General features: G+C 63.5%; 25 protein-coding genes and 1 pseudogene. 10 read left to right on the forward strand and 16 right to left on the reverse strand.

Translation table 11 applies throughout. The annotated features are described in order from the left end of the window. Positions 1-5 precede the first annotated feature (5 nt). The 3 genes from FJ548_RS00950 to FJ548_RS00960 all read left to right on the forward strand — a co-directional run bounded on the left by FJ548_RS00950 (position 6) and on the right by FJ548_RS00960 (position 3,339). Positions 6-740, forward strand: a complete 735-nt coding sequence (locus tag FJ548_RS00950; RefSeq protein WP_140776305.1) for a 16S rRNA (uracil(1498)-N(3))-methyltransferase — start codon at positions 6-8, stop codon at positions 738-740. A gap of 142 nt (positions 741-882) precedes the next feature. After that, positions 883-2,256 (forward strand): glutamate--cysteine ligase, encoded by a 1,374-nt coding sequence (locus tag FJ548_RS00955; protein ID WP_140610938.1) that lies wholly within the window; start codon positions 883-885, stop codon positions 2,254-2,256. Positions 2,257-2,346: 90 nt separating this feature from the next. After that, positions 2,347-3,339 carry a DUF937 domain-containing protein gene (locus FJ548_RS00960; protein WP_140776307.1) on the forward strand — a complete coding sequence of 331 codons (993 nt, stop codon included), beginning with the start codon at positions 2,347-2,349 and terminating at the stop codon, positions 3,337-3,339. 173 nt (positions 3,340-3,512) lie between these two features. On the opposite strand, the gene FJ548_RS00965 is transcribed toward FJ548_RS00960, so the two are convergent. After that, complete coding sequence (locus tag FJ548_RS00965) at positions 3,513-3,803, reverse strand: DUF1127 domain-containing protein (RefSeq protein WP_140776309.1); 291 nt, start codon at positions 3,801-3,803, stop codon at positions 3,513-3,515. Between the two features lie 177 nt (positions 3,804-3,980). Here FJ548_RS00965 and FJ548_RS00970 point away from each other — a divergent pair, with 177 nt between their 5' ends. The 3 genes from FJ548_RS00970 (at position 3,981) to FJ548_RS00980 (ending at position 7,777) form a co-directional block, all read left to right on the forward strand. Further along, positions 3,981-4,937 carry a LysR substrate-binding domain-containing protein gene (locus FJ548_RS00970; RefSeq protein ID WP_140776311.1) on the forward strand — a complete coding sequence of 319 codons (957 nt, stop codon included), beginning with the start codon at positions 3,981-3,983 and terminating at the stop codon, positions 4,935-4,937. 82 nt (positions 4,938-5,019) lie between these two features. Further along, positions 5,020-6,651, forward strand: a complete 1,632-nt coding sequence (gene xseA / locus FJ548_RS00975; RefSeq protein WP_140776313.1) for an exodeoxyribonuclease VII large subunit — start codon at positions 5,020-5,022, stop codon at positions 6,649-6,651. A 4-nt stretch (positions 6,652-6,655) separates the two neighbouring features. Further along, positions 6,656-7,777: a P1 family peptidase gene (locus FJ548_RS00980; RefSeq protein ID WP_140776315.1), complete on the forward strand. Its 1,122-nt coding sequence runs from the start codon at positions 6,656-6,658 to the stop codon at positions 7,775-7,777. A 52-nt stretch (positions 7,778-7,829) separates the two neighbouring features. On the opposite strand, the gene FJ548_RS00985 is transcribed toward FJ548_RS00980, so the two are convergent. Together FJ548_RS00985 and FJ548_RS00990 are read right to left on the reverse strand one after the other, a co-directional pair. After that, positions 7,830-8,081: a DUF768 domain-containing protein gene (locus tag FJ548_RS00985; protein ID WP_140610982.1), complete on the reverse strand. Its 252-nt coding sequence runs from the start codon at positions 8,079-8,081 to the stop codon at positions 7,830-7,832. A gap of 399 nt (positions 8,082-8,480) precedes the next feature. Next, positions 8,481-9,171, reverse strand: a pseudogene (locus FJ548_RS00990) (SDR family NAD(P)-dependent oxidoreductase). A gap of 44 nt (positions 9,172-9,215) precedes the next feature. On the opposite strand from FJ548_RS00990, the gene FJ548_RS00995 reads away from it, so the two are divergent. After that, entirely contained in the window at positions 9,216-9,431 is a 216-nt protein-coding gene (locus FJ548_RS00995) for a hypothetical protein (protein WP_140776317.1), read from the forward strand. A 110-nt stretch (positions 9,432-9,541) separates the two neighbouring features. Here the strand turns inward: FJ548_RS00995 and FJ548_RS30665 are convergent, their stop codons facing one another. The 3 genes from FJ548_RS30665 to uxuA form a co-directional block, all read right to left on the reverse strand. Next, a complete protein-coding gene (locus tag FJ548_RS30665; protein WP_281407039.1) occupies positions 9,542-9,670 on the reverse strand; it encodes a hypothetical protein in 129 nt (42 codons plus the stop codon). Positions 9,671-9,707: 37 nt separating this feature from the next. After that, on the reverse strand, positions 9,708-11,054 hold the full coding sequence (locus FJ548_RS01000; RefSeq protein ID WP_140776319.1) for an FAD-binding oxidoreductase: 1,347 nt from the start codon (positions 11,052-11,054) through the stop codon (positions 9,708-9,710). A gap of 264 nt (positions 11,055-11,318) precedes the next feature. Further along, positions 11,319-12,503, reverse strand: coding sequence for a mannonate dehydratase (uxuA, locus tag FJ548_RS01005; RefSeq protein WP_140776321.1), 1,185 nt, complete (start codon positions 12,501-12,503; stop codon positions 11,319-11,321). A 101-nt stretch (positions 12,504-12,604) separates the two neighbouring features. Here uxuA and FJ548_RS01010 point away from each other — a divergent pair, with 101 nt between their 5' ends. After that, a complete protein-coding gene (locus FJ548_RS01010) occupies positions 12,605-13,390 on the forward strand; it encodes an SDR family oxidoreductase (protein WP_140776323.1) in 786 nt (261 codons plus the stop codon). 64 nt (positions 13,391-13,454) lie between these two features. On the opposite strand, the gene FJ548_RS01015 is transcribed toward FJ548_RS01010, so the two are convergent. Then, entirely contained in the window at positions 13,455-14,069 is a 615-nt protein-coding gene (locus FJ548_RS01015; protein ID WP_140610948.1) for an alpha-ketoglutarate-dependent dioxygenase AlkB, read from the reverse strand. Positions 14,070-14,207: 138 nt separating this feature from the next. Between FJ548_RS01015 and FJ548_RS01020 the strand changes: the two genes are divergently transcribed. After that, positions 14,208-14,408: a KTSC domain-containing protein gene (locus FJ548_RS01020; RefSeq protein WP_140610949.1), complete on the forward strand. Its 201-nt coding sequence runs from the start codon at positions 14,208-14,210 to the stop codon at positions 14,406-14,408. 16 nt (positions 14,409-14,424) lie between these two features. On the opposite strand, the gene FJ548_RS01025 is transcribed toward FJ548_RS01020, so the two are convergent. From FJ548_RS01025 to cyoA, 8 genes are all read right to left on the reverse strand, one after another. Further along, positions 14,425-15,690 carry a DUF763 domain-containing protein gene (locus FJ548_RS01025; RefSeq protein ID WP_140776459.1) on the reverse strand — a complete coding sequence of 422 codons (1,266 nt, stop codon included), beginning with the start codon at positions 15,688-15,690 and terminating at the stop codon, positions 14,425-14,427. 134 nt (positions 15,691-15,824) lie between these two features. Next, positions 15,825-16,361 carry a response regulator transcription factor gene (locus FJ548_RS01030; protein WP_181165667.1) on the reverse strand — a complete coding sequence of 179 codons (537 nt, stop codon included), beginning with the start codon at positions 16,359-16,361 and terminating at the stop codon, positions 15,825-15,827. Next, complete coding sequence (locus FJ548_RS01035; protein WP_140776325.1) at positions 16,351-17,703, reverse strand: ATP-binding protein; 1,353 nt, start codon at positions 17,701-17,703, stop codon at positions 16,351-16,353. The genes FJ548_RS01030 and FJ548_RS01035 overlap by 11 nt, the downstream gene beginning before the upstream one ends. Next, complete coding sequence (locus FJ548_RS01040; protein WP_140776327.1) at positions 17,700-18,521, reverse strand: SURF1 family protein; 822 nt, start codon at positions 18,519-18,521, stop codon at positions 17,700-17,702. The genes FJ548_RS01035 and FJ548_RS01040 overlap by 4 nt, the downstream gene beginning before the upstream one ends. Continuing rightward, positions 18,518-18,895: a cytochrome o ubiquinol oxidase subunit IV gene (gene cyoD, locus FJ548_RS01045; RefSeq protein WP_140766249.1), complete on the reverse strand. Its 378-nt coding sequence runs from the start codon at positions 18,893-18,895 to the stop codon at positions 18,518-18,520. The genes FJ548_RS01040 and cyoD overlap by 4 nt, the downstream gene beginning before the upstream one ends. Continuing rightward, positions 18,892-19,518 carry a cytochrome o ubiquinol oxidase subunit III gene (gene cyoC / locus FJ548_RS01050; protein WP_140766250.1) on the reverse strand — a complete coding sequence of 209 codons (627 nt, stop codon included), beginning with the start codon at positions 19,516-19,518 and terminating at the stop codon, positions 18,892-18,894. The genes cyoD and cyoC overlap by 4 nt, the downstream gene beginning before the upstream one ends. 2 nt (positions 19,519-19,520) lie before the next feature. Further along, entirely contained in the window at positions 19,521-21,524 is a 2,004-nt protein-coding gene (gene cyoB / locus FJ548_RS01055; protein ID WP_140776329.1) for a cytochrome o ubiquinol oxidase subunit I, read from the reverse strand. Between the two features lie 10 nt (positions 21,525-21,534). Beyond that, positions 21,535-22,716, reverse strand: a complete 1,182-nt coding sequence (cyoA, locus tag FJ548_RS01060) for a ubiquinol oxidase subunit II (protein WP_140776331.1) — start codon at positions 22,714-22,716, stop codon at positions 21,535-21,537. Between the two features lie 184 nt (positions 22,717-22,900). Here cyoA and FJ548_RS01065 point away from each other — a divergent pair, with 184 nt between their 5' ends. Next, on the forward strand, positions 22,901-24,223 hold the full coding sequence (locus FJ548_RS01065) for an MFS transporter (protein WP_140776333.1): 1,323 nt from the start codon (positions 22,901-22,903) through the stop codon (positions 24,221-24,223). Between the two features lie 25 nt (positions 24,224-24,248). Here FJ548_RS01065 and fghA read toward each other — a convergent pair whose 3' ends face one another. Further along, positions 24,249-25,091, reverse strand: a complete 843-nt coding sequence (gene fghA / locus FJ548_RS01070) for an S-formylglutathione hydrolase (protein WP_140776461.1) — start codon at positions 25,089-25,091, stop codon at positions 24,249-24,251. Positions 25,092-25,243 lie beyond the last annotated feature (152 nt).

Raw genomic sequence — 25,243 nt, forward strand, 5'->3', positions numbered from 1 at the left:
CGGCCATGCGCGCCAATTACAAAATGCAACGTCTGTTCGTGTCCGACGATCTCGGGTCGAACATCGAGCTTGAGCCCAGCCAGCAGCAAAGTCACTATCTGATGCATGTGCTGCGGCTCGGCGAAGGCGCGGACGTCCTGCTGTTCAATGGCCGCGATGGCGAGTGGTCGGCTGCGATTGCCGCCAAATCAAAAAAAGCGGTGCGGCTGAAAGTGCTGACGCTGCAACGGCCACAGCCGCCGCTGCCCGATCTCATCTACTGTTTCGCGCCGCTGAAGCAGGGCCGCCTCGACTATCTCATGCAGAAGGCAGTCGAGATGGGCGCAGGTATTTTGCAGCCGGTCGTCACCCAGCATACTCAAGTGGCCAAGCCGTCAATCGATCGCCTGCGCGCCAATGTCGTCGAGGCCGCCGAGCAGTGCGGCATCCTGGCGGTGCCGGAGCTTCGCGAGGCGGAAAAGCTCGAACGCCTGCTGACCGGGTGGGACAAGGAGCGGCGGCTGATCTTCTGCGACGAGGACGCCTCGACCAACAATCCGCTGCCGGCCTTGCAGCAGGTGAAGGAGAAGAAGCTGGCGCTGCTGGTCGGGCCGGAAGGCGGCTTTTCCGATGACGAGCGCAAGATGCTGCGCGCCCTGCCCTTCGTGACCGCCATTCCGCTCGGGCCGCGCATCCTGCGCGCCGACACGGCGGCCGTGGCCGCACTTGCCGTCATGCAGGCAACGATCGGAGATTGGTGAGGCTCTTCTTTCTCCCTCCGAGCAAGAAGGCGCGCTCTTCAATTCCTCTTGACCTCTGGCTCAGGATTTTTCGCTTGATCGGCTGCTGACATTTCGTCCATTTACCGCCGGCGGCCCTCCGGCTGCTATTGAGGGCTTGATCATGGCGCGCGACACAACGGATTTCCGGCCGATCGAAGGCGTCGACGAACTCGTCGAGCACCTGGCCGAGGGCAACAAACCACGTGACAAGTGGCGCATCGGCACCGAGCACGAGAAATTTCCGTTCTATATCGATGGCAACGCACCGGTGCCCTATGGCGGCGAACGCGGTATCCGCGCCATCCTCGAAGGCATGCAAAACAAGCTCGGCTGGGACCCGATCATCGATGACGGCCGCATCATCGGCCTGGTCGAGCCGACGGGACAAGGGGCGATATCGCTCGAGCCCGGCGGCCAGTTCGAGCTTTCCGGCGCACCGTTGGAGACGATCCACCAGACCTGCCGCGAGGGCAATGCCCATCTGGCGCAGGTGCGCGAGATCGCCGAGCCGATGGGTATCCGCTTCCTCGGCCTTGGCGGCAGCCCGAAATGGTCGCTGGCCGAGACGCCGAAAATGCCGAAGTCGCGCTATGAGATCATGACGCGCTACATGCCCAAGGTCGGCACCAAGGGCCTCGACATGATGTACCGAACCTGCACGATTCAGGTGAACCTCGACTTCGAGAGCGAAGCCGACATGCGCCGCAAGATGCAGGTGTCGCTGAAGCTGCAGCCGCTGTCGACGGCGCTGTTCGCCAACTCACCTTTCACCGAGAGCCGCCCAAACGGCCTGCAGAGCTGGCGTGGCGACATCTGGCGCGACACCGACAACCAGCGCTCCGGACTGCTCGAATTCTGCTTCTCGCCCGATTTCGGTTTCGCCGATTATGTCGAATGGGCCCTCGACGTGCCGATGTATTTCGTCATTCGCGACGGCCGCTATCACGATATGACGCACATCACCTTCCGCCAGTTCATGGCCGGCGCCGCGCGCAATGAAGTGCCCGACGGTCTGCCGACGATGGGCGACTGGGCGAACCACCTGTCGACCCTGTTCCCCGATGTGCGCCTGAAGCGTTTCCTGGAGATGCGCGGCGCCGATGGCGGGCCGTGGCGGCGCATCTGCGCGTTGCCGGCTTTCTGGGTCGGGCTGCTCTATGACCCGGCGGCGCTCGACGCGGCGGAGGCGCTGACCTCCAGCTGGACCTACAAGGAAGTGCTGGCAATGCGCAACGCCGTGCCGGAGTTGGGTATTTCCGCGCCCTTCCGAAACGCCACGCTGCGCGACATGGCGCGCGACGTGCTGGCCATTTCGCGCCTGGGGCTGAAGAACCGCGGCAAGAAGAACCGCGACGGCTACGACGAGACGTCGTTCCTCAACACGCTCGACGAGGTCGTGGCGCGCGGCACCACCAGCGCCGAGGAGATGCTGTCGGCCTACCACACGCGCTGGGGCGGCTCGATCGAACCGGTGTTCATGGAATACGCCTACTGACCCCACGCGTTGAGGAGCGGCAAAACCCGCTTCAATAGAGTGATGAAACGAACTAGGCTCTCAGCTGGGGATTCCCCGGAGGAGAAGCCGATGCCCACCTTGTTCGACATGCTGACGCAAGCCCAGAACGGCAACGGCATGCAGGCGCTTGCCCAGCAATACGGGCTTTCGATGCAGCAGACGCAGGCGGCGGTCGCCGCGCTGCTGCCAGCTTTTTCGCAAGGGCTGCAGCGCAACACCGCCGATCCCTACGGGCTCGGCGCCTTCATGACCGCGATGGCCAGCGGCCAGCACGCCAAGTATTTCGAGGATGCGACGCGCGCCTTCTCGCCGCAAGGCGTCGACGAAGGCAACGGCATTCTGGGACACCTGTTCGGCTCGAAAGAGCTTTCGCGCGCCGTCGCCAGCCAGGCAGCGCAAGCGAGCGGCGTCAGCCAGCAGATCCTGCAGCAGATGCTTCCCGCGATCGCCTCGATCGTGATGGGCGGCCTGTTCAAGCAGACGACGGACCAGTTGACGGGAGGTCCGATGCAGCCCGCAGGCGGCTTCGGCGGCGGCAACAATCCGCTCGGCCAGATCATCGAGCAGATGATGCGGCAGGGCGGCGGCATGCAGGCGCCGCCGCCCCAGGCCCCGATGGACAACCCGCTTGGCAAGGTCTTGCAGGATATGTTTGGCGGCACGCCGCAAACGCAAGGCCGGCCGCAGCCGGCTCCCAATCCCTATGGCGACAATCCGCTCGGCAAGGTGCTGCAGGACATGTTCGGTGGCGCTGCCCAGCAACCACAGAACCGGCCGCAGCCGCAGCAGACACAGAGCCCCTACGGCGACAACCCGCTGGGAAAGATGTTCGAGGAGATGCTGCGCGGCGGGGGTGGATTTGGCGGCGAACAGCCGGCGTCCGAGGCCCCGCAGCAGCGTCAGGCACCACAGCCGCAGACCAACCCGAGCGGCAGGCCGAGGAATCCATTCGACGATATCTTCGGCAAGATGTTCGAGACCGGCGCCCAGCAGCGCGACGAGTACCAGAAAGGCGTGGAAACGATCTTCGACCAGTTCAAGCGGGACATGGACCGGCGGTAGGCGCCACGCTAAAGCCCACCATTTCCGGCAAGCCGAAAAGAAAAGCCCGATCCTTGGGAGGACCGGGCAATTTGCAGGCAGGCCGGCGGGGAACCGGCAGGGAGTGGGGAGCCTGCAGAACCTTGGTCGCGCTGACCTCTCAAAAGGTTCAACGGGGACCGACACTGAACCAATCAGGCCACCTTGCGGGCGATGTCCTCGATCGTTTCGACGCGATCGCTGGCAATTTCACGCAAGATCACCGTCGGGTCGCGGCCAAACGGCACGTCGATGGCGACATGCAGGTCGGCGCGCGTCAGGCCGATATCGGCGAGCTCGGCATCCGACATCTCGCCAAGGCGATAGAAGGCGCGGCGATTTTTCCAGGCGCGGTAGGCGCTGGAGACTGTATTCGCCACGCGCGTCGCAACGGCCGGACGCGTGATGATGCGCGAGGTCTCGGTGGCGAAATCGATCATGGTCATGTCAGCCTCCTTCGGAGTCGAGCGGACGAAGCCGGGCAAGCGGCGCCTGTCACAGGTGCCGCTCCGGTCTCGATTCACATGCTTTCATGTGGACAATGCCAATTTGCCATCGACCGATTGATTAATCCAACGAATGTTTCTAATCCTAGGCATCAACATCAATGATGGATCATCTCGATGAAAGCGCCACTCGATCTCGATCAGTTGCAGACCTTCATCTCGATCGCCGATACCGGCAGTTTTACTCGCGCGGCGGAAGAAGTGCATCGCACCCAGTCGGCCGTGTCGATGCAGATGCGCCGGCTGGAGGAGCGGATCGGCAAGCCGCTGTTCGAGAAGGACGGGCGCAGCAACAGGCTGACGGAGGAAGGCGACAAGCTGCTCTCCTACGCAAGACGGCTGCTCTACCTCAACCGCGAAACACTCGCCGCCTTCGATGACCAGCGGCTCGAAGGCACGATCCGCATCGGCACGCCGGACGACTATGCCGACCGTTTCCTGCCGGAGATCATGGCGCGCTTCACGCGCTCCAATCCGCGCGTCGAACTGACCGTGATCTGCGAGCCGACGCCGGGGCTGGTCGAGCATATCAAGCGCGGCAATCTCGACCTGGCGCTGGTGACGCACAATGATGTCCGCGGCCAATCGGAAGTCGTGCGGCGCGAACCGCTGCTGTGGGTTTCTTCGGCCAACCATGCGACGCACGAGCAGGAAATCCTGCCGATGGCCTTTGGCCGACCGAACTGCATCTGGCGGCGCGCCGCCGTCGATGTGCTGGACCAGCAGAACCGCGACTATCGCATCCTGTTCACCAGCTTCTCGGCAACCGTCATCACCGCCGCGGTGCTGTCTGGCCTGGCGATATCCGTGCTGCCGGAATGCGCGCTCAGGCCCGGCATGCGCGTGCTGGGCGAAGCCGACGGCTTCGGCGCCCTGCCCGACTGCCGCATCGGCATCATGCGCGGCCAGACGTCGCGGCCGGAGATCGTCGACGCGCTTGCCCGTCATATCTCGGAAAGCCTGGACAATATCTCGGTGCCGCTCGGCGAGGAGACGGGAACCTTCGACTTCGCCGCCCTTGCCTTCGCCAAGATGAAGCGGACCAGGCCGAACCAGATCCTGCCAGGCTGGTAGAAAGGGTCAGGCACCAGGTCATGAATGGCTGGCCTGACATGGGCGTCTTGACGTGGGGCGCCAACCAGCCCCCAATCGGCCGATGAGCGAAGCAGCATCCGAATCACGCACCAATGCCACCGAATACACGGTGAGCGAAATATCCGGTGCCTTGAAGCGCACGGTGGAGGACGTCTTCGGCAATGTGCGGGTGCGCGGCGAAATTTCGGGCTATCGCGGACCGCACTCCTCCGGCCATGCCTATTTCGCGCTGAAGGACGACCGCGCCCGGCTCGACGCCGTGGTGTGGAAAGGCACGATGAGCCGGCTGAAATTCCGTCCCGAGGAAGGGATGGAGGTGATCGCCACCGGCAAGCTGACCACCTATCCCGGCAAGTCCAACTACCAGATCGTTATCGACAATCTCGAGCCGGCCGGCGCCGGCGCACTGATGGCGCTGCTGGAGGAGCGCAAGCGCCGGCTGCAGGCGGAAGGGCTTTTCGACCCGGGCCGCAAACGCCGGCTGCCGTTCATGCCGTGCGTCATCGGTGTCGTCACCTCGCCGACCGGGTCCGTCATCCGCGATATCATCCACCGCATCAAGGACCGCTTTCCGCTGCATGTGCTCGTCTGGCCGGTGCGCGTGCAGGGCGAAACCGCGAGCGCGGAAGTGACCAATGCCGTCACCGGCTTCAACGCGCTGGCATGGGATGGCCCCATCCAGCGCCCCGACCTTTTGATCGTCGCGCGCGGCGGCGGCAGCCTGGAAGATCTGTGGGGCTTCAACGACGAGGCACTGGCGCGGGCAGTTTCCGCCTCCGGCATTCCGGTGATCTCGGCGGTCGGCCACGAGACGGACTGGACGCTGATCGACCTCGTCGCGGACGTGCGGGCGCCGACACCGACGGGTGCCGCCGAAATCGCCGTGCCGGTGAGGGCCGACCTCGAAGCGACGCTTGCCAGTCTCGGCGCGCGGCTGAAGGCCGCGGTGCTGCGCAATTTCGAGCGCAAGCGGCAGGCAGCCCGCGCGGCGGCGCGCGCACTGCCCTCGCCCGATCAATTGCTGGCGCTGCCGCGCCGGCGCCTCGATGATGCGACGAGCCGGCTCGGCCGCGGCCTGATGGTGTCCACCGAACGCAAGCGGGCACGATTCTTCGCCGTAAAATTGACGCCGGCGATGCTGTCGCAGAGGATTGCCGAGGCGCGGCGCACCAACGATCGGAACCTTTTGCGGGCGCAAGGGGCGCTGCGCGCGCTGACGAGGGCACGGCGCGCTGAACTGAACCGCGCCGCCGATCAGTTGCCAAAATGCGCCAAGGCGTCGTTGCAGCGTCACAGGCAGCAGTTGGCATTATTGCAGGGTCGCATCACCATCGAGCCGACGGCACGGCGGCAACGTGTGCAGAGGGATTTGCTGACGACACTGACCAGACGTGGCAGCCAGGCGGTACTGCTCAGGCTGGAGCGGCTGCGCGGCCGCATTGGCCAGGCCGACCGGCTGATGGCGACGCTTTCCCACAAGGCCGTCCTGGCGCGTGGCTTCGCGCTGGTGAAGGACGCCGACGGCGCCGTCATCAAGCAGGCGGCCGACGTGGCGTCGGGGATGGCGCTGTCGTTGGAGTTCGCGGACGGCACGGCGGATGCGGTGGCAACCAGCGGGACCGCTCGGCCAAGGCCGGCTGCCAGACCGGCGGCCAAGACCAAGGAACCCGGCAAACAGGGATCGCTGTTCTGAGATCATGACCGACAATCCGCATCATCATTTGGCAACGCCGTCAGGCAAGCCGCGCGCGCGAAGCATCGGCATCGGCTTTGACGGAACGCCCGGGCCGTTCAATGCGATCACCGACGTGCCCGGTGTCGCGGTCGGCTATTCGACGCTGATATCGGGCGATGGCGCGCTCGTCGTCGGCAAGGGGCCGGTGCGCACCGGCGTCACCGCCATTCTGCCGAGGCCGCGTGCCGAATTGGCCGCGCCAGTTTTCGCCGGCATCTTCAGCCAGAATGGCAATGGTGAGTTGACCGGCTCGCATATCGTCGAGGAAACCGGCGCTTTCAACTTCCCGATCACCATCACCAACACGCATTCCTGCGGGGTTTCGCGTGACGGCACGCTGCGTTGGATGAACCAGGCGCTGCCGGCCGCAATCGACAGTGCCTGGGGCCTGCCGGTGGCGGCGGAGACCTATGACGGGTTCCTCAACGACATAAACGGCCACCATTTGACGTTTGCGCATGTCGCCGAGGCGCTCGATGGCGCGGCGGGCGGCCCGGTCGAGGAAGGCAGCGTCGGCGGCGGCACCGGCATGATCACTTTCGGCTTCAAGGCCGGTTCCGGCACGGCGTCACGCATCGTCGCATGGCAAGGGCGCAGCTACACGGTGGGCGCCTTCGTGCAGTCGAATTTCGGCAAGCGGCGCAATTTTACCCTTCGTGGCCTGCGTGCCGGACCGGACCTTATCGAGCCAGCTGTCCGCGAGGGAACGCCGCGCGCCGAAAAGGGCTCCATCATTGCCGTCATCGCCACCGACGCGCCGTTCCTGCCGCACCAGATGAAGCGGCTGGCTCGCCGTGTGCCGCTCGGCGTCGCCATGACCGGCGGCTTCGGCTATCACAGCTCGGGCGATATCTTTCTCGCCTTCTCGACAGCCAATCCCGACGCGGCGCTGGCGCCATCGGGCCGCATCGCCAATGCCGATTTCATCCCCGATACGGACATCGATCCGTTTTTCGACGCGGTGATCCAGACCGTGGAAGAATCGATCCTCAACGCCCTTGTCGCCAATGACGACATGACCGGGCGCGACGGCAATTTCGTGCCGGCACTGCCGAAGGCGTGGCTGAAGGAAAAGTTCGGCTGAGACGAAACGCGGGCCAGATGGCCCGCGCATTCAGGCAGCTTCGACCCTCAATTTATTCCGCGGCCTTGCTGGAAGGCTGCTGGTGTTCATCGGCCTCGGCGGCTTCCTCGAGCCTGGAGGCGATCAACTCCTGAATATCGCCGACTTCCTCCTGGATGTCCTCCAACGGGATGCCGACCTCGGCCGCCTTGGCGGCGCATTCCTTGGCCAGTGTCTCGGCCTGCTTCTCGATCCTGGCATGGGCTTGGCAATGGACCTTTTCGCCGATCCATCCCCGCAAGAATTCGATCGCGTGTTCACTCATATTGCTGTTCCCTTGCGGCAAAGCCGGTTGGTAATCATAAACGTCGGCATCCAACAAAGGATGCATGCTCCCATTCCAGCCGAGTCGCGGCCAGCCGGCAAGTCGATGCCGTCCAAGGTCCACAGAGCCGAAGGAAATCGAGAGATGAAGAACATTTTCTGGTTCTGAAGGACTGTACCGTTGGCGGGATCGGTCCCGCTCCGAGCAATTGCTTCTATCTTTTTACGGCTTTCAGTCCGTTTCGCATCTCAATGGCTGTCGCTACAGCCGCCTTTGGACGTTGCGCTTCAAGGCGCGAGCCCGCGAGGCCGCCGCTATATAGTGACATCCTCATGCAATGTCGACTCCTCTGAACCGAGCCCGCAGGACGCTCGGAAGTCGCACATTGCGCCAGTCCTGTCAGAAGGTCTCAACCCAGGGCCTGAGTTCCATTTCCCAGGTCCAGGCGCTGCGGTGCTGGCGATGGATGGAGAGATAGGCCTGCGCGATCGCATCGGGTGACAGCCGGCGATCCTGCGGCTCGGAATCCTGCCCGGACGCGGCTGAGCCAATGGCGCCATCGATGATGAAATGCGCGACGTGGATGTTCTTCGGCGCCAGTTCACGCGCCATGGACTGCGCCAGCCCGCGCAAGCCGAATTTGGGCATTGCAAAACCGGCGGAGCCCGCGAACCCCTTCACGCTTGCCGTCGCTCCGGTGAAGAAGATCGAGCCCGCCCCCTGGGCGAGGAGCCGGTGGGTCGCCTCCTGGCCGACCAGGAAACCGCCATAAGCCCCGACCAGCAAAGCCCTGCCGGACGGTCTCGGGATCGAGCTCGGCGATCGGTCCACGGGCGCGTCCGCTGGCGTTGAAGACCACCAGCGAGAGCGGACCGGCCTTGTCGGCGACATCGAACAGACGCGCCACCGACGCGGGGTCGGAGACATCCGTTGCCACAGCCTGCGCGCCTGTCTGCGCCTGCAAGGCTTCCAGCTTTTCAACGTTGCGGGCAGCCAGGACCACATGGAACCCCTCCTTCGCGAAAAGACGCGCGAGCGAGGCGCTCAAGCCGGAGCCTGCACCGGCGATGACGGCGACTTTGGATGTCATGAGACCTCTCCTTCTTTCCACCGATTGCGGCCAATGGCTGGCGCATGGCCTTTATTGAAGCTTGCCCGATCAGCGCGGCGCCGGCAACGTGCACGGCGCCCAGAAAAATGGCCGGGCGCGAAAGCGGCCCGGCCAAAAAGAAGGTCATAACCTTCAGAGGGGAACACCGTCCGGCGAAATGGGAGGAAAACACCGAACGGATTTTTCTCTTTTGGACCGATTTCCGGCCGGATACGGCGAATGATTTTCTAAAGATCTGACGATACTGCGAAAATCCTGTCCTTTCCGGTAGAAAGTCAGCCGCCCCGGATTTCCGGCTCCAGCAGATCCTCGTAGTGACGGCCGTCATTGCCCGCAAGTCTCATCGACTTCAGATTGCCGGGAAGGAAAAATCAGCCCTTCGTTGCAGCCGCAACGGGATATTTCTTTCCACTCGCGAGGGAAAGCTGATCGCGATCATGCCGCGCTGGTCTCGCGGTTCGTCAGGGTCGGCCAGCATGTCGACATCCTGGCAGAGGCCAGTCAACAAGCGAGGTCTAGAGCGACGGCCCCAACTGGATCGGGCTGCCATCGCTGAACCGGGATAGACGGAACCTGTGAAGGCTGTGTCCTGTCTCGTTGCCCTGGATCAAATCGGACAGGATACGGCCCATGCCAGGGCCTATGCCGAAGCCGTGGCCACTCATCCCTGTCGCGATTACGAGACCCGGAACCGCGGCCGCGCGGTCGACAACAGGCACGACATCCGGCATCGCATCGATCATGCCGGCCCAGCTCGCCTTGAGCGGCACCGCGTCGAATTGCGGGAAAAGTCCCCTGAAGCCGGCATCGATGGCGCGAAGGGCCCTGGCCTCGGGAACAGGATTGAGAACGCGCATCTTTTCGAACGGGCTTTCCTTGTCCGCATCCCATTTGCGTGGGGTCGACCAGGCGTCCGGATATGCACGGGGTGCCGCCGGCCGGTAGCGCGTGCCGAACGGATTTGCCTTCAGGGCGGGCAGATATTTCGGTGCGTGGCGAAAAGCGTCCGGCCCAACATAGAGCAGATGGCTGCCTCCTGCCGCCAGCGTGTACCCGCCATCCTTTCTGCGCCGGAATGCGATGTGTTCGTCCGCGGCGGCGCCTGCGTAGATTTCCGGCATCGGCGCGGTCGCCACGACGGTCGTTCGGACACTGAGCTGCGGGATCGAAACTCCGTGCGCGCGCAGGAATAGCGATGTCCACGCGCCGCTGGCGACAAGCACGCTCGACGTGGCGATGCGGCCTCGTTCGGTCCAGACGCCGCTGACGCGCCCGGCGGAGATATCGAGCATGCGTGCGGCACAGTTCTCGATGATGGTGACACCCTGGCGAGCGGCCAGGCGGGCAAGCGCCGGCACAGCGACCCAGGGCTCGGCACGCATGTCCGACGGCGTGGTCATGGCGCCCTTGAAGGAGCGTGACATGGTCGGGATCAGCCTCGCGGTCTCACCCTGGTCGAGAAGACGCGTGTCGACGCCATGAGCTTCGGCTATCTTCAGGAATTTGGCGAAACCGGCCATTTCCTTGTCGGTACGCGCAAGATAGGTAACGCCCGTCTGTGTCAAGCCTATGTCTTCGCCGCTTTCCTCGGCCAGTTGCCGCCAGAGACGCTGCGCTTCGATGACGATGGGCAGTTCGTCTGCGTCGCGGCCCTGCTGGCGTATCCAGCCCCAGTTGCGCGAGGACTGCTCGGCGGCGATGCGCCCCTTCTCCAGCAAAGTCACCGGTATGTTGCGCCGCGCCAGGAACAGCGCCGCGGTCACGCCGATGACGCCGCCGCCGACAATCACCACATCCGACGTCTTCGGCAGCGGCGCCTGAAACTGGATTGGAGTGGCTTCAGTGAAGGGGAAGGTCGTCAAAGAGCATTGTCCTTTTGGTATGCCACGGCCCTGCACCGATGGCTGGTCCTGACTGACGGCGCGAGAGTCGCTTCCCTGGGACGCCGGCACGCGTGAAGAGAGCGCTGGTCAGCACTACACCGCCGAACTCGGAAATTTGCGTGCCAGCACAATGAAATTGTTGGCCACCGAGCCAGGCTGAGCACGATCCGGAAGGGAAATCTGGGAAGATCGGGATGGAACAGGCTGGCCAGAGAAGCAGACAACAGCCCGCTTCGCTATGGCTCACGCCAGCCCGAACCGCTCCACGGCGCGCATGATGCCGCGCAGTTCGGCGAGACCCTTGAGCCGCCCGATCAACGAGTAGCCGGGATTGATCTTCTTCTTGCCGATATCGTCGGCGAGCAGATGGCCGTGATCCGGCCGCATCGGGATTTGCCAATCGGCACGGCCTTTCCCGCGACGACGCGTCTCTTCCTGCATCAACGCAAGAATGACGTGCGCCATGTCGGTGCCACCTTCGAGATGCTCAGCCTCGTAGAACGAGCCGTCCTCCTCGATGGTGATGTTGCGCAGATGCACGAAATGGATGCGCTCGGCGAATTCCTTGATCATGGCGACAATGTCGTTGTCGGCACGCGTGCCGTAGGAGCCGGTGCAGAAGGTCAGCCCATTGGCCGGGCTGTCGACGGCATTGAGAATGAAGCGCGCATCCTCCGCAGTCGAAACGACACGCGGCAGGCCATAGAGCGAGAATGGCGGATCGTCGGGATGGATGCACATACGCACCCCCTCGTCTTCGGCCGCCGGAATGATCTCGCGCAGGAACCAGGCAAGGTTGTCGCGCAACTCCGTCGGTCCGATCGCATCATATTCGGCCAAGGCCTCGCGAAAACTGTCCCTGTTATAGCTGCGCTCGGTCGCCGGCAGGCCGGCGATGAGGTTGCGCTCGATCTGGTCGATCTCTTCCGGCGTCAGCACCTTCAGCCGCTTCTCAGCCTCGGCGATACGGGCCGGCGTATAGCTGGTGGCGGCGTTCTTGCGCTGCAGCACGAAAAGATCATAGGCGGCAAAGTCGATGGCATCGAAACGCAGCGCGTAGCCTGTCGTCGGCAGACGATACATCAGGTCGGTGCGGGTCCAGTCCACCACCGGCATGAAATTGTAGCAGATCGTCTTGATGCCGGCCCTGGCGAGCGCGCGGATGCTGTCACGATAATAGCCGGCATAGCGCTCGCGTTCGGGTGCGCCGATCTTGAAGGAATTGTGGACCGGGATGCTCTCGACAACCGACCATGTCAGGCCGGCGGCCTCGATGATGCGCTTGCGCTCGAGCACATCGGCTTCAGGCCAGGCCCTGCCATCGTAGATGTGGTGAAGTGCTGAAACCACGCCGGTGGCGCCAGCCTGCTTGATGTGCTCAAGCGTCACCGGATCATCCGGCCCATACCAGCGCCAACACTGTTCCATTGCCACTTTCCTTTTTGCGAGAGACCGGCAACCTATTGTTTGATCACGATGAGTGTCAAACCAAGAACCGGTTTCCCATAGCGCATGAAGGAGCTGCCACGATGAAGGATTTCGACGGTAAGGTGGCATTGGTGACGGGGACGACCGGCATTGGCCTGGCAACCGCCAGACGCCTTGCGGCTGGAGGTGCCGCGATCATCGCCTGCGGCATCGACCGGGCCGCGAACGCGGCGATGAAGGCGGAACTGGAAAGCTTCGGACCCGGCGCGCGAATCCTGGACGCCGATGTCTCGGTTTCCGATCAGGTTCGCGACGCGATTGCCGACGGAGTCGAGCGGTTCGGCGGCCTCGACATCATCGTCAATTCCGCCGCGGTCCATCCCTACGGAACCGCGACGACGACCGACTGGGAAACCTGGAACCGGGCGATGACGGTCAATGTCGGGTCGATCTATCTGACCGCGCATTTCGGCATCCCGGAAATGATCAAGCGCGGCGGCGGCGCCATCGTCAATGTCGCCTCGGTACAGGGCTTCGCCTGCCAGCAGAACGTTGCCGCCTATGCCACGACGAAGGGCGCCATCCATACGCTGACACGCTCGCTGGCGCTCGACTACGCCGCGGCCGGCATCCGGGTCAATTCGGTGAGCCCGGGTTCGATCCGCACGCCGATCCTCGAGAAAGCCGCGCGTGGAGAAAACGGCAGCGATGCCGATGTCGAAGAGGCCTACAGGCGCTTCGGCGCCGCCCATCCGCTAGGCCGGATCGGCGAGCCGGAGGAAGTGGCGGAACTCATCGCTTTCCTGTGCTCGTCGAAGGCAGGCTTCTGTACCGGCGCGGACTACAAGATCGATGGCGGCCTGACCGCCGGGATCGGCGTGAAGTAGACTTACGAAGATCGGTCCTGGCCGGAGATCGTTCGCCCCGGACGATTCCGCTTGGCCGTCAGGCTCAGCTGTCTCGGGAACGCAATGTCCGCAAGGTGATCGAATAGCGGTGCTCGGCGAGCGGCGGGATGCTGTGCTCCCATTCGGTGCGCGAAGGCCCCGTCATGAGATAGGCCGACCTTGGCTCGACCAGGATGGTCCGGCGGTCCCATCCGTTACCGTTCTTTCGGCGAAGCCGGAAGCTGCAGGGCGCAAGCAGCGAGACGCCAGCGACATCTTCGAAATGCGGCTTGTCGCGATGCCAGCCGATGCCGGCACCAGGCCGGTATTCATTGATCAGCACCTGCGCGAAGGCCTCGGCAGGCCAACGCGCAAAGGCCGCGACCTTCTCGCGCAAAGGCAACAGGAAGTCGGGGATCGGCGGCGCTTCGACGACTTCGCGCCGGTCATAATCGTAGCGCAAGCCGAACCCGACGACGCGCCGGTTTGCGAGGTGGCCATGAAAGTCGAACGCCTGGAAAGGCAGTTCTTCCAGATGCCGGGCGAGCTGTGTCTCTTCCTGCGGCGTGATTAATCCCGCCTGATAGGCAAACCCCTCCGGCAGATCCGAGGCATCGCCAAAGAGATCGTGCTGGAGTGCGACGTTGCGGGCGGTAGCTTTCGATTTGAGCGGCGACATCCCGCCTAGATGGTGAGGAGCGGACCACGAGGCAATACTGGCTCGCGCTTGCCTGCGTGACGGATAGCTGGGCGCAGCGCGGCAGGGAACCAGACCATGGCTTGCGGATTTATCTGGCTGAGCCGTCAGGTTGCCAAGATGCCGTCGACCGCAATCCGAAACATACAATACGATCCCGCGACCAGGATCCTCTCAGTCTGGTTCGTGCCCACCGGCCATCGCTACGACTATATGGACGTTGCCGCTGCGACTTATGCCGCGTTCAGGACGTCTTCCTCCAAGGGCAGCTTCTTCAACAAATTCATCCGGGATCACTATAGGTATCGTCGCGTGGCATGACGCGATGCGTCCGACGCTACTTCCCTGTCTTGTCTCGCTCGGCGGGCGTCTTGTCCGGCGCCGGCTCCCAGCCAAAGACACTGCGGCCGCCAAGCAGATGCGACTGGTCGAATTCGCCGGCGACAATCTCCTTCAGGCTGGGGCCGGTGACATACCGCTCGACCTGCCGCGACTGATCGTCGAGCCGCCTCAGAGCGCCGATTTCCTCTTCGCGACCAAGCTTGGCCTTCTGCACGGCCGACTTCAGCACACCTATCGTCTCGTCATAGACCTTGAGCGGAACAGGAAACGGGTGCCTGTCCTTGCCGCCATGCGCGAGCGAGAAACGGCCGGGATCGGAAAAACGGCACGGCGCGCCATGCACCACCTCGGCCACGAGCGCCAATGCGCGCACCGTACGCGCGCCCACACCGGGCACCAGCAGAAGCTCGGAAAAATCCGCCGGGCCGCGTTCGGCCGCCGCCGCCATGTTTCCATGCAGGCGGCGCATGACGACATCGCTTTCGCGAACATCATGGTGAGCCGGCATGACCAGATGCGGCAGCAGCGGCTGCTCCGGAGCCGATGTGGTGCCAGAACTCAGGGCAGCGAATTCCCGCAGGATGCGGTCCGGGCCGAGGTCCTGAAGCAAATCCAGCTGGCCCAGACGCGAGGCCTCGGCACGATGGTCGGTCAGGTTGACGATCTCGCCCTGGTTGGCGCCCTCGATGGCGGCGTGCGGCTGATCGACGAAGCTCTTAAGGCCTTCGGAGAGCCAATGGTAGCGGCGTGCCACCTTGCTGTCGCCGTTCATGCCTTGCTGCACCACCACCCAGTCGCCGTCATCGGTGACGATAAAGCCGTGCAGATAGAGATCGAAACCATCCTGGACCGCGGCGCTGTCCACCTTGGCAACAAGCCGGCTGGCGGTCGCCAGGCGTGTCCCGTCGAAGCCGATGCGCTCGCCGATCGCGGCAAGTTCATGCGGGGTCTTGCGCGAATGCGCGCCACGGCCGCCGCAGACGTGGATGCCGAGTTCGCCAGACAGCGGCATGAGGCCGCGTTTCAAGGCGCCGACAACGCTGGTCGTGATGCCGGACGAGTGCCAGTCCATGCCCATGACGGCGCCGAAGGACTGGAACCAGAACGGATGCGCCAGCCGCCGCAGCAATTCGTTGCGGCCATAGTGATGGATGATCGCCTCGCACATCACGGCGCCAAGATGCGTCATGCGGTCGCCCAGCCATTTCGGCACACGTCCGCCATGAAGTGGAAGATCAGCACTGCCCGATCGTTGCGCCACGCCTGTTGCCCGTTCCGGTGTCTGTCCCGACAGATAAGTATCCCAGGCCGCAGAGGGAAGCATTGAGTGCTCGCGTCTCAAGTGGTCGATGGGCCAAAACGGTTTTCGGCCGGTCCGCTGGCACGGCGTTCCGGCTATCTCACCACGCGTTTCTCGAGCTTGCGGGCCAAAGTGCGCCGGTGCAGGCCAAGCCGGCGCGCCGTTTCGGAGATGTTGAAACCGGTCTCGACGAGCGTTTCGTGGATGCGCTCCCATTCGAGGTTCTTGATCGAGGTGGGACGGCTGCTCAGCGAAACGGAAACGTCGCCTTCGGCCCTGCCGAAGGCGGCTTCGATGTCATCGGTGTTGGCGGGCTTCGCCAGGTAATGGCATGCGCCAAGCTTGATCGCCTCGACCGCGGTGGCGATGCTGGCGAAGCCGGTCAGCACGACAATCCTCATCGAAGCGTCGCGGGCGCTCAGGAGCTTGACGCATTCCAACCCGGAGCCGCCGGCTCCCAGCTTGAGATCAACGACGGCGTAGGCCGGAACAGCGGTTTCGAGGGCGCGAGCCAAGTCTTCCCTGCCGTGGCAGACCGTGACGTCGTAGTCGCGCTTTTCGAAGGACCGCTTCAGCGTTTTCGCGAAGGTCGCGTCGTCCTCAACGATAAACAGGGATCGATCAGCCTTCATGATCATCTCCATCGGTCAGCGCCGCAAGCGGCAGCGAAAGGGTGACACAAGCCCCCTGCTCCATGTTGCGCGCCGAAAAGTCGCCTCCCAGCTTTCGAACCACATTCATCACCAGGAAAAGACCAAGGCCACCGCCCGGCCGTCCCTTGCTCGACATATAGGGCTGGCCGAGCGCCGCCAGAATACCCTCGTCGAAACCAGGCCCGTGGTCGCGCACGGTAATCATCAGTTTCTCGCCCTGCCGCTCGGCGGTGACGCCGACCCAATCCTGCGATGCTTCCTGGGCGTTGTCGAATACGTTGAAGACGACCTGCTTCAGCGCCGTGTCGGACACGATCTGCTCGTCAGGTTCGAAATCGTTCCTGTAATCCAGATTGAGCGGCTGGCGGCTGACACGCCATTCCTGGACAAGATCGTCGAGGAAATGGCGGATGCTGGTGCGGATCGTGCCCTCGCCCCTTGCTTGCCCCGAAGACATGAGGATGCCCGACACGATGCTTTTGCAGCGCTCGATCTGCGCCTGCATTTCGGCCACGTCGCCGGCCAGCTCGCGGTTGCGGGTGACGCTTCGCATCTGGCGCCAGTCGGAGAGGATGACGGAGATGGTCGAAAGCGGCGTGCCCAGCTCATGCGCGGCACCTGAGGCCAGCAGGCCCATGCGCACGATGTGGTCCTCCTCGGCCGATCGCTGGCGCAGATCGGCGAGATAGGCATCGCGCTCACGCAAATTTCGGTTGATGCGGGTCATGAAGATCACGATCAGGCCGGCCGCCAGCACGAAGCAGATGAACATGCCGCGCAAATGCAAGGCCAACAGGTCGCTGCCGCCGTGATGCGGGATCGCGATCGGCAGGAATTGGAAGATGAGGAAGACGAAGCAGGCGGAGGCGGCCACCACCAGGATCCAGGTGGACCAGGGTGTCAGCAGCGCGGCGCCAAGGGTGATCTGCAGCAGATAGAGCGACACGAACGGGTTCGAGGCGCCGCCGCTCAGGTAAAGCTGGATCGTCAATGCCGCCATGTCGAAGATCAGCGCGACGAACAACTGCGCGTTGCTGATCGGCCGCTGGCCACGCAAGACCAGGAGGCTGAAGATGTTCAGCCCGACCAGGAAAAGCACGACGCCGGCCATCTCCGGCAACGGCAGCGGGATGGCGAACCAGTATTCCGTCACCAGAATGGTGAGCACCTGCCCCGCCACCGCCAGCCAGCGCAGTTGGATGAGCAGGAGCAGGTTCTTCCTGTTCGCCGCATCGGGATTGGCGGCCGTGCCGCCCTTGTTGGCAGGGGACACCGCCGCGAAGGACTTGTCGTTGCGAGGCGCGTGCGTCGCGATGCTCATCTTGCCGGTCCTTGCCGCCAGCGGCAGCCGATCATCGGCGCGGCCAGGGCGACGGCAAGCATCGCAGCGAGCGTGAACCAGGTCAAAGCATAGACCAAATGACTGTTGCGGAAATTCACGACGGTCAAACCGCCGCGCGGCCAGCCGTCCGTGCCGGACGCTCCCGCATCGACAAAATAGGGCGCGACGTCAGTCAGGCCGCGCGCGGTCGCGATGGCGGCAACGTCCCGCGAGTACCAGCGATTGTCCGCGACGTCGTTCTTGCGCAGGAAGCCGCCGCCGGGCTCGCTCATGCGCAACAGCCCGTCAATGACGACCGGCGCGGTGAAGCCATCACCGCTCTCCCGCTCGAACTCGGCCTTGCGCTCCACGGGCACGAAACCGCGGTTGACCAGCACGACGAAGCCGCGGTCGGTCCGCATCGGCGTCAGCACCCAGTATCCGCCGCCAAGCTCCGTCACCGCCTGCACCAGCGTGTTGGCGCCACTCAGAAAGCGTCCGGCCAGTCGCACATGGCTGTACTCGGACCCGGCCGCGGTCAAGCCGTTCCAACTCACCGGGCCAGGCGCATCGACAACGGGAGCATGGATACGTTGATCGACGCGGGCGATCAGATCGAGCTTCCAGACACGCCTTTCCAACTGCCAAATGCCAAGGCCAACAAACACCAGCACGCCGAAGATCCCGAGCAGCAGGAGAGAAAGACGCGACGCGGGCGATCTGCCCGCGTCCTTGCGTGACGCGGTGCGCAGACGGATGCCAGCTTGGCCGTCCCGTGCCTCGATAGTGGTCCTCCCCGCGCCCGGCGGCGGGCTCATGGCATCTCGCGCATGTCGTGAAGCCCCGGCATCATGTTGGCGTTGAGGTGGTACATCACCCAGAGCGAGCCGGTCAGCACGATGACGACCAGGATCAGCGTGAAGATCAGCGCCAGCATCGACCATCCGCCTTCCGAGGCGGTGTTCATATGCAGGAAGAAGACCATGTGGACCACGATCTGCACCGCCGCGAAAGCCATGACGACGATGGCCGTGGCCTGCTTGTTATCGATGGCGCCGGTCATGACCAGCCAGAACGGGATGGCGGTGAGGATCACCGACAGGACGAAACCGGTCAGGTAGGTTTTCAGCGTTCCGTGCGCGGCGCCGCCATGCGCGTGGCCGTGATCGGCGGCGTGATCGTGAGCGTTCATCGCAACATCCCCATCAGATAGACGAAGGTGAAGACGCCGATCCAGACGACGTCGAGGAAGTGCCAGAACATCGAGAGGCACGTCAGGCGGCGGCGGTTCGCCTCGATGAGGCCAAATCTCGCGACCTGTACCATCAGCGTCACCAGCCAGATCGTGCCGAAGGTGACATGCAGGCCGTGCGTTCCCACCAGGGTGAAGAAGGACGACAGGAAGGCGCTGCGCTGCGGCGTGGCACCCTCATGGATCATGTGGGCGAATTCGTAGAGCTCGATCGACAGGAAGGCCAGGCCGAACAGGCCGGTGACGGCGAGCCAGGCCTGTGTCGCGGCCACGCGGCCCTTGTCCATGGTCAGCATGGCAAAGCCATAGGTGATCGAGGAGAAGAGCAGCATGGCGGTGTTGACCGCCACCAGATCGAGATCGAACAGGTCCTTGGGCGCGGGACCGGCCGCGTAGTTGCCGCCGAGCACGCCATAGGCGGCGAACAGCATCGCGAAGACGAGGCAGTCGCTCATCAGGTAGAGCCAGAAGCCAAGCATGGTGCTGCTGCCTTCGGCATGCGCATGCTCTTCTTCCAGATGAAAGACCGATTCGGTGCCGGCCGTGATTGTCCTCGATAGCATGCTCAAACCCTGGACTGAGCGGCGAGAAGCGTCGTCCTCGCCTCTTCCGTTTGTGTGACCTCGGCCGCCGGAATGTTGAAGTCGCGGTGATAGTTGAAGGTGTGGCCGATCGCTGTGGCGATCAGACAGACGAAGCTCAGCGCCGCCAGCCACCAGATGTACCAGATCATGCCGAAGCCGAGCGCGACGCTGAAGGCCGCCAGGATGATGCCGGTGCCGGTGTTATCAGGCATATGGATCGGCCTGAAGCCGGAAAGCGGGCGCCGATAGCCGGCCTTCTTCATGTCCCACCAGGCGTCATTGTCGCGGATGACCGGCGTGAAGGCGAAATTGTAGGCCGGCGGCGGCGAGGAGGTGGACCATTCGAGCGTGCGACCGCCCCACGGATCGCCGGTGACATCGACGAGTTCGGCACGCCTGCGGATGGAGACGAAGATCTGGATCAGGAAAGCGGCGATGCCGAAGGCGATCAGCACCGCGCCGAAGGCGGCGATCACAAACCATATCTGCAGCGAAGGGTCGTCGAAGACGCGCATGCGGCGCGTCACGCCCATCAGGCCCAGGATGTAGAGCGGCATGAAGGCGAACCAGAAGCCGACCACCCAGCACCAGAACGAGACCTTGCCCCAGAATGGATCGAGCTTGAATCCGAAGGCCTTGGGCCACCAGTAGGCAATGCCGGCGAACAGGCCGAACAGCACGCCGCCGATGATGACGTTGTGGAAGTGCGCGATCAGAAACAGGCTGTTGTGCAACACGAAATCCGCCGGCGGCACGGCCAGCAGCACCCCGGTCATGCCGCCGACGACGAAGGTGAGCATGAAGGCCACCGTCCACATCATCGGCAGTTCGAAGCGGATGCGGCCGCGATACATGGTGAACAGCCAATTGAAGATCTTCGCCCCGGTCGGGATCGAGATGATCATCGTGGTGATGCCAAAGAAGGAATTGACGCTGGCGCCGGAGCCCATGGTGAAGAAGTGATGCAGCCAGACGAGATACGACAGGATGGTGATGACCACCGTGGCGTAGACCATCGAGGTGTAGCCGAACAGGCGCTTGCCAGAGAAGGTCGAGGTGACCTCGGAAAAGACGCCGAACAGCGGCAAGATGAGGATGTAGACTTCCGGGTGACCCCATATCCAGATGAGGTTCACATACATCATCGGGTTGCCGCCGAAGTCGTTGGTGAAGAAGTTGGTGCCGACATAGCGGTCGAGCGACAGCATCGCGAGCACCGCCGTCAGCACCGGGAAGGACGCCACGATCAGCACGTTGGTGCAAAGCGACGTCCAGGTGAAGATAGGCATGCGCATCATCGTCATGCCGGGCGCGCGCATCTTGATGATCGTGCAGATCAGGTTGATGCCCGACAGCGTCGTGCCGACGCCCGCCACCTGCAGCGCCCAGATGTAATAGTCGACGCCGACGTCAGGACTGTAGCCGATGCCGGAGAGCGGCGGATAAGCGAGCCAGCCGGTGCGGGCGAATTCACCGACGAACAGCGACGCCATGACCAGGATAGCGCCGCCGACCGTCATCCAGAAGCTGAAATTGTTGAGGAAGGGGAAGGAGACGTCGCGCGCGCCGATCTGCAGCGGCACGACGAAGTTCATCAGCCCGGTGACGAAGGGCATCGCCACGAAGAAGATCATGATCACGCCATGGGCGGTGAAGATCTGGTCGTAGTGATGCGAGTTGAGGTAGCCCTCGGAGCCGTTGAAGGCGATGGCTTGCTGGAGCCGCATCATGATGGCGTCCGAGAAGCCGCGCAGCAGCATGACCAGTCCCAACACCATGTACATGATGCCGATCTTCTTGTGGTCGACGCTGGTGAACCACTCGCGCCAGAGATAGCCCCACAGCTTGAAATAGGTGATCGCGCCGAGAAGGGCGATGCCACCGAGCGCGACCGCGACGAAGGTGGCGACGACGATCGGCTCATGCAGGGGCAGCGATTCCCAGGTGAGACGGCCGAAGATGAACTTGGTCAAAGAGTCGGGCATCGGCTATCTCTCACAATTCGCGCCGCAACAGGCCGAGCGGCGGCGTACCCGCTTCGGCGCGGCGGCTCTCGGTCCCGGGGCGCAGCAGCCCCGCCCCGCGTAGTGGGGAAAGATCCTTCGCCGGCCAGTTTGTCGGCATGGCATCGCCGGCGGCGCGCGCCGCCGCGGCAGCCTCCTCCGCCGTGCAGATGCTGGCGACATAGGACGGATCGTTGCCGAATATCGCGCCGCGCCGGGCGAGCTTGTCATATTGCAGCGGCTGCGTGTTGCGGACGCCCGCGAGACCAAGGCCACCCTTGGCGTCGATCGACATCATCTCGTTCATGCACATTTTGCCGCGCTCGACGCACAAATTGAGGATGGCGCCATAAAGGTCGGGATCGACGGAAGCGTAGTGGCGGACCGGTTCGTTCTCGCTCGGCTTTTCGAGTTCGAGATAGCTGTCGCGGTTGAGCGCCGCCGACGCGGTCCTGGTCTGCGCCACCCATTGGTCGAAAGCCTGGTCGGACAGACCGTGGAAGGCGAAACGCATCCCCGAAAAACCGGCGCCGCTGTAGTTGGCCGAGAAGCCGCTATAGGTGCCCGGCTGATTGATGACGGCGTGCAGCTTCGTCTCCATGCCGGGCATGGCATAGATCTGTCCGGCAAGTGCCGGAATATAGAAGGAATTCATCACCGCCGACGAGGTGATGCGGAAATCGATCGGCTGATTGACCGGCGCCGCCAGCTCGTTGACGGAGGCGATGCCGTAGTCCGGATAGATGAAGAGCCATTTCCAGTCGAGCGCCACGACCTCGACCTTGAGCGGCTTGTGGTTTTGTGTGACCGGCTGGCCGGACCCGATCCGGTCGATCCGGCGGTATGGATCGAGCAGGTGCGTGCCAAGCCAGGTGAGTGCGCCAAGGCATATGATGATGAGCAGGGGGGCGGCCCAGATCACCAGTTCCAGTTTCGTCGAATGATCCCAGTCCGGCGTGTAGGTCGCCGACGCGTTGGATTGCCGGTAGCGGCAAGCGAAAAAGACAGTCAGAGCCATGACCGGTACGATGATGACCAGCATCAGCAGGGTCGAGACCACGAGCAGGTCGCGCTGCTGGGCCGCGACGTCGCCCGCGGGCGCCAGCACAACCAGATCGCAGCCGCTCAACAGCCCGGCCAGGGGAAACAGAAGCAAGGCTCCAAATCGTTTCATCAAACGCTGCCCACTCATGTTGCATTGCGGTATCGATCAAAGGGCTACTGCCGGCGGCCGCGCGGTGACATTGGACAATTTGTCCAGTGCCCAGCCGGGGTGGCTTTGGCACAGTGTGCGGCGCACGATAGGATCCCGGGAATTAGGTCCCTGACACCTCATTCCACTCAGTGACGACGGACAAATGGCTCAGACTTCGAGTGCCGAAACGAACAGCGGGCTGATCGGCTCGGATCATGGCCAGGTCAGCGCGGGCGATATCGCGGTCGGCGTGATCGTGGGCAGGACGTCGGAATTCTTCGACTTCTTCGTCTATGCGATCGCCTCCGTCATCTTATTTCCCAAGCTTATGTTTCCGGCTCACGATCCGCTCGTCGGCACGCTCTACTCATTCTGCATCTTCGCGCTGGCCTTCGTCGCGCGCCCATTCGGCTCCGTGCTGTTCATGGCGGTCGATCGCGCCCATGGCCGCGGCGCGAAACTGACGATCGCGCTGTTCCTGCTCGGCACGTCGACCGTCGCCATCGCGTTTCTGCCTGGCTATGGCGACATAGGTGCTGTCGCCGTCTGGCTGCTGGCGCTGGCCCGCATCGGGCAGGGGCTGGCGCTTGGCGGTACATGGGACGGGCTGCCCTCGCTGCTGGCGCTGAACGCGCCACGGAACCGGCGCGGCTTCTATGCCATGATCCCGCAACTGGGCGCGCCGATCGGCCTCATCGTGGCGAGTTCCCTTTTCGCCTTCTTCGTCGCCAACCTGTCGGCCGACGACTTCTTCTCGTGGGGCTGGCGCTATCCCTTCTTCGTCGCCTTCGCCATCAATGTCGTGGCCCTGTTCGCCAGGCTGCGCATCGTCGTCACACCCGAATTCGCAAGATTGTACGAGAGCGGGGATTTGCAGCCGACCCGGATCAGGGACACGATCAGGGCCGAAGGCCGCAACGTCGTCGTCGGCGCCTTCGCACCCCTGGCGAGTTTCGCCCTGTTCCACATGGTGACGGTGTTTCCCCTCTCCTGGGTATTCCTGTTCACCAATGAGGGACCGGCGCGTTTCCTGGTGATCGAGGCGGTGAGCGCGCTGTTCGGCATTGCGGCCATCGTCGCATCGGGGCCGCTGGCCGACCGCGTCGGACGCCGTGCACTGCTCGGCGGCTCGGCGATCGCAATCGCGACATTCAGCGGTTTTGCCCCGCAGCTTCTCGATGGCGGCACCATCGGCGAGGCCCTGTTCATGGTGCTGGGTTTCATCCTCCTGGGGCTGAGTTTCGGCCAATCGTCCGGCGTCGTCGCATCGAGCTTTTCCCGGCGGTATCGCTATACCGGCTCGGCGATAACCTCTGATCTGGCATGGATGTTCGGCGCCGGCTTCGCGCCGCTCGCAGCCCTGCTGCTGGCCGGCAATTTCGGCCTCATCGCCGCCGGTGCTTATTTGCTCTCGGGCGCGGGCTGCACATTGCTTGCCCTGTGGATCGACGGGCGGCGCCCAGTCGCGGACCGTCGGGCCGACTGACACGACGACGGACGTTGGCCCCGGATCAGAGCCTTTGGGCGTGCCACTTCAGATGGTCGTCCATGAACGTCGAAATGAAGAAATACGAGTGATCATAGCCGTCCTGCATGCGCAGTGTCAGGGGAATGCCGGCCTTGGCGCAGGCTGCTTCCAGGAGCCACGGCCTCAGCCCATCATTGAGAAATCCGTCCGACTTCCCTTGATCGACGAGGAACTCCGGGAAGCGGTGACCGTCCTCGATGAGCGAGGTGGCATCGCAGTTCCGCCATGACGCCTCGTCCGCGCCGAGATATTTCTCGAAGGCCGGCCTCGACCAGCCGGCGGTGCTTGGCTGCACGATCGGCGCAAACGCCGAGCAGCTCTTGAAGCGCTCGGGATTTTTGAGCGCGATCGTCAGCGCGCCATGCCCACCCATCGAGTGGCCAAAGATCGCCTGGCGCGTCATGTCGGCCGGAAATTCCTGCGCGATCACCGCCGGCAGTTCCTCGGTGACATAGGAATACATGCGATAGTTCCTGGCGTAGGGCGCTTGGGTCGCATCGACGTAGAAGCCGGCGCCGCTGCCGAACTGCCAATTCTCCTTCTCGTCGGGGATATCGGCGCCGCGGGGGCTGGTGTCGGGACAGACGACGATCAGGCCAAGCTCTGCGGCCATCCGCCTGTACTCGCCCTTGTCCATTACATTGGCATGGGTGCAGGTCAGGCCGGAGAGGTACCATACGACCGGACAAGGTTTTTCACGGGCCTGCGGCGGCACGAAAACGGCAAAAATCATGTCGCAGGAGCAGGCATCGGAAGCGTGGGAATAGACACCCTGCACGCCGCCATGCGACTTGGCAGAGGAGATGGTCTTCATCCGGTCCGACATGTGGTTCTTCTCCGCCTTTGGATTGTTCACGGGCGCCTGTCTAAGGCATTGACCCGGATCACGGCAAGGCTGGTGGATTGGACCATGACCGGCGGCGCGGGCATCTTTTAGCGCCGCCGCTGTTGCGATCTTGCATGTCCTGAAGTGGCCGC

The sequence above is a fragment of the Mesorhizobium sp. B2-4-17 genome (genome assembly GCF_006441275.1).
Classification (GTDB): domain Bacteria; phylum Pseudomonadota; class Alphaproteobacteria; order Rhizobiales; family Rhizobiaceae; genus Mesorhizobium.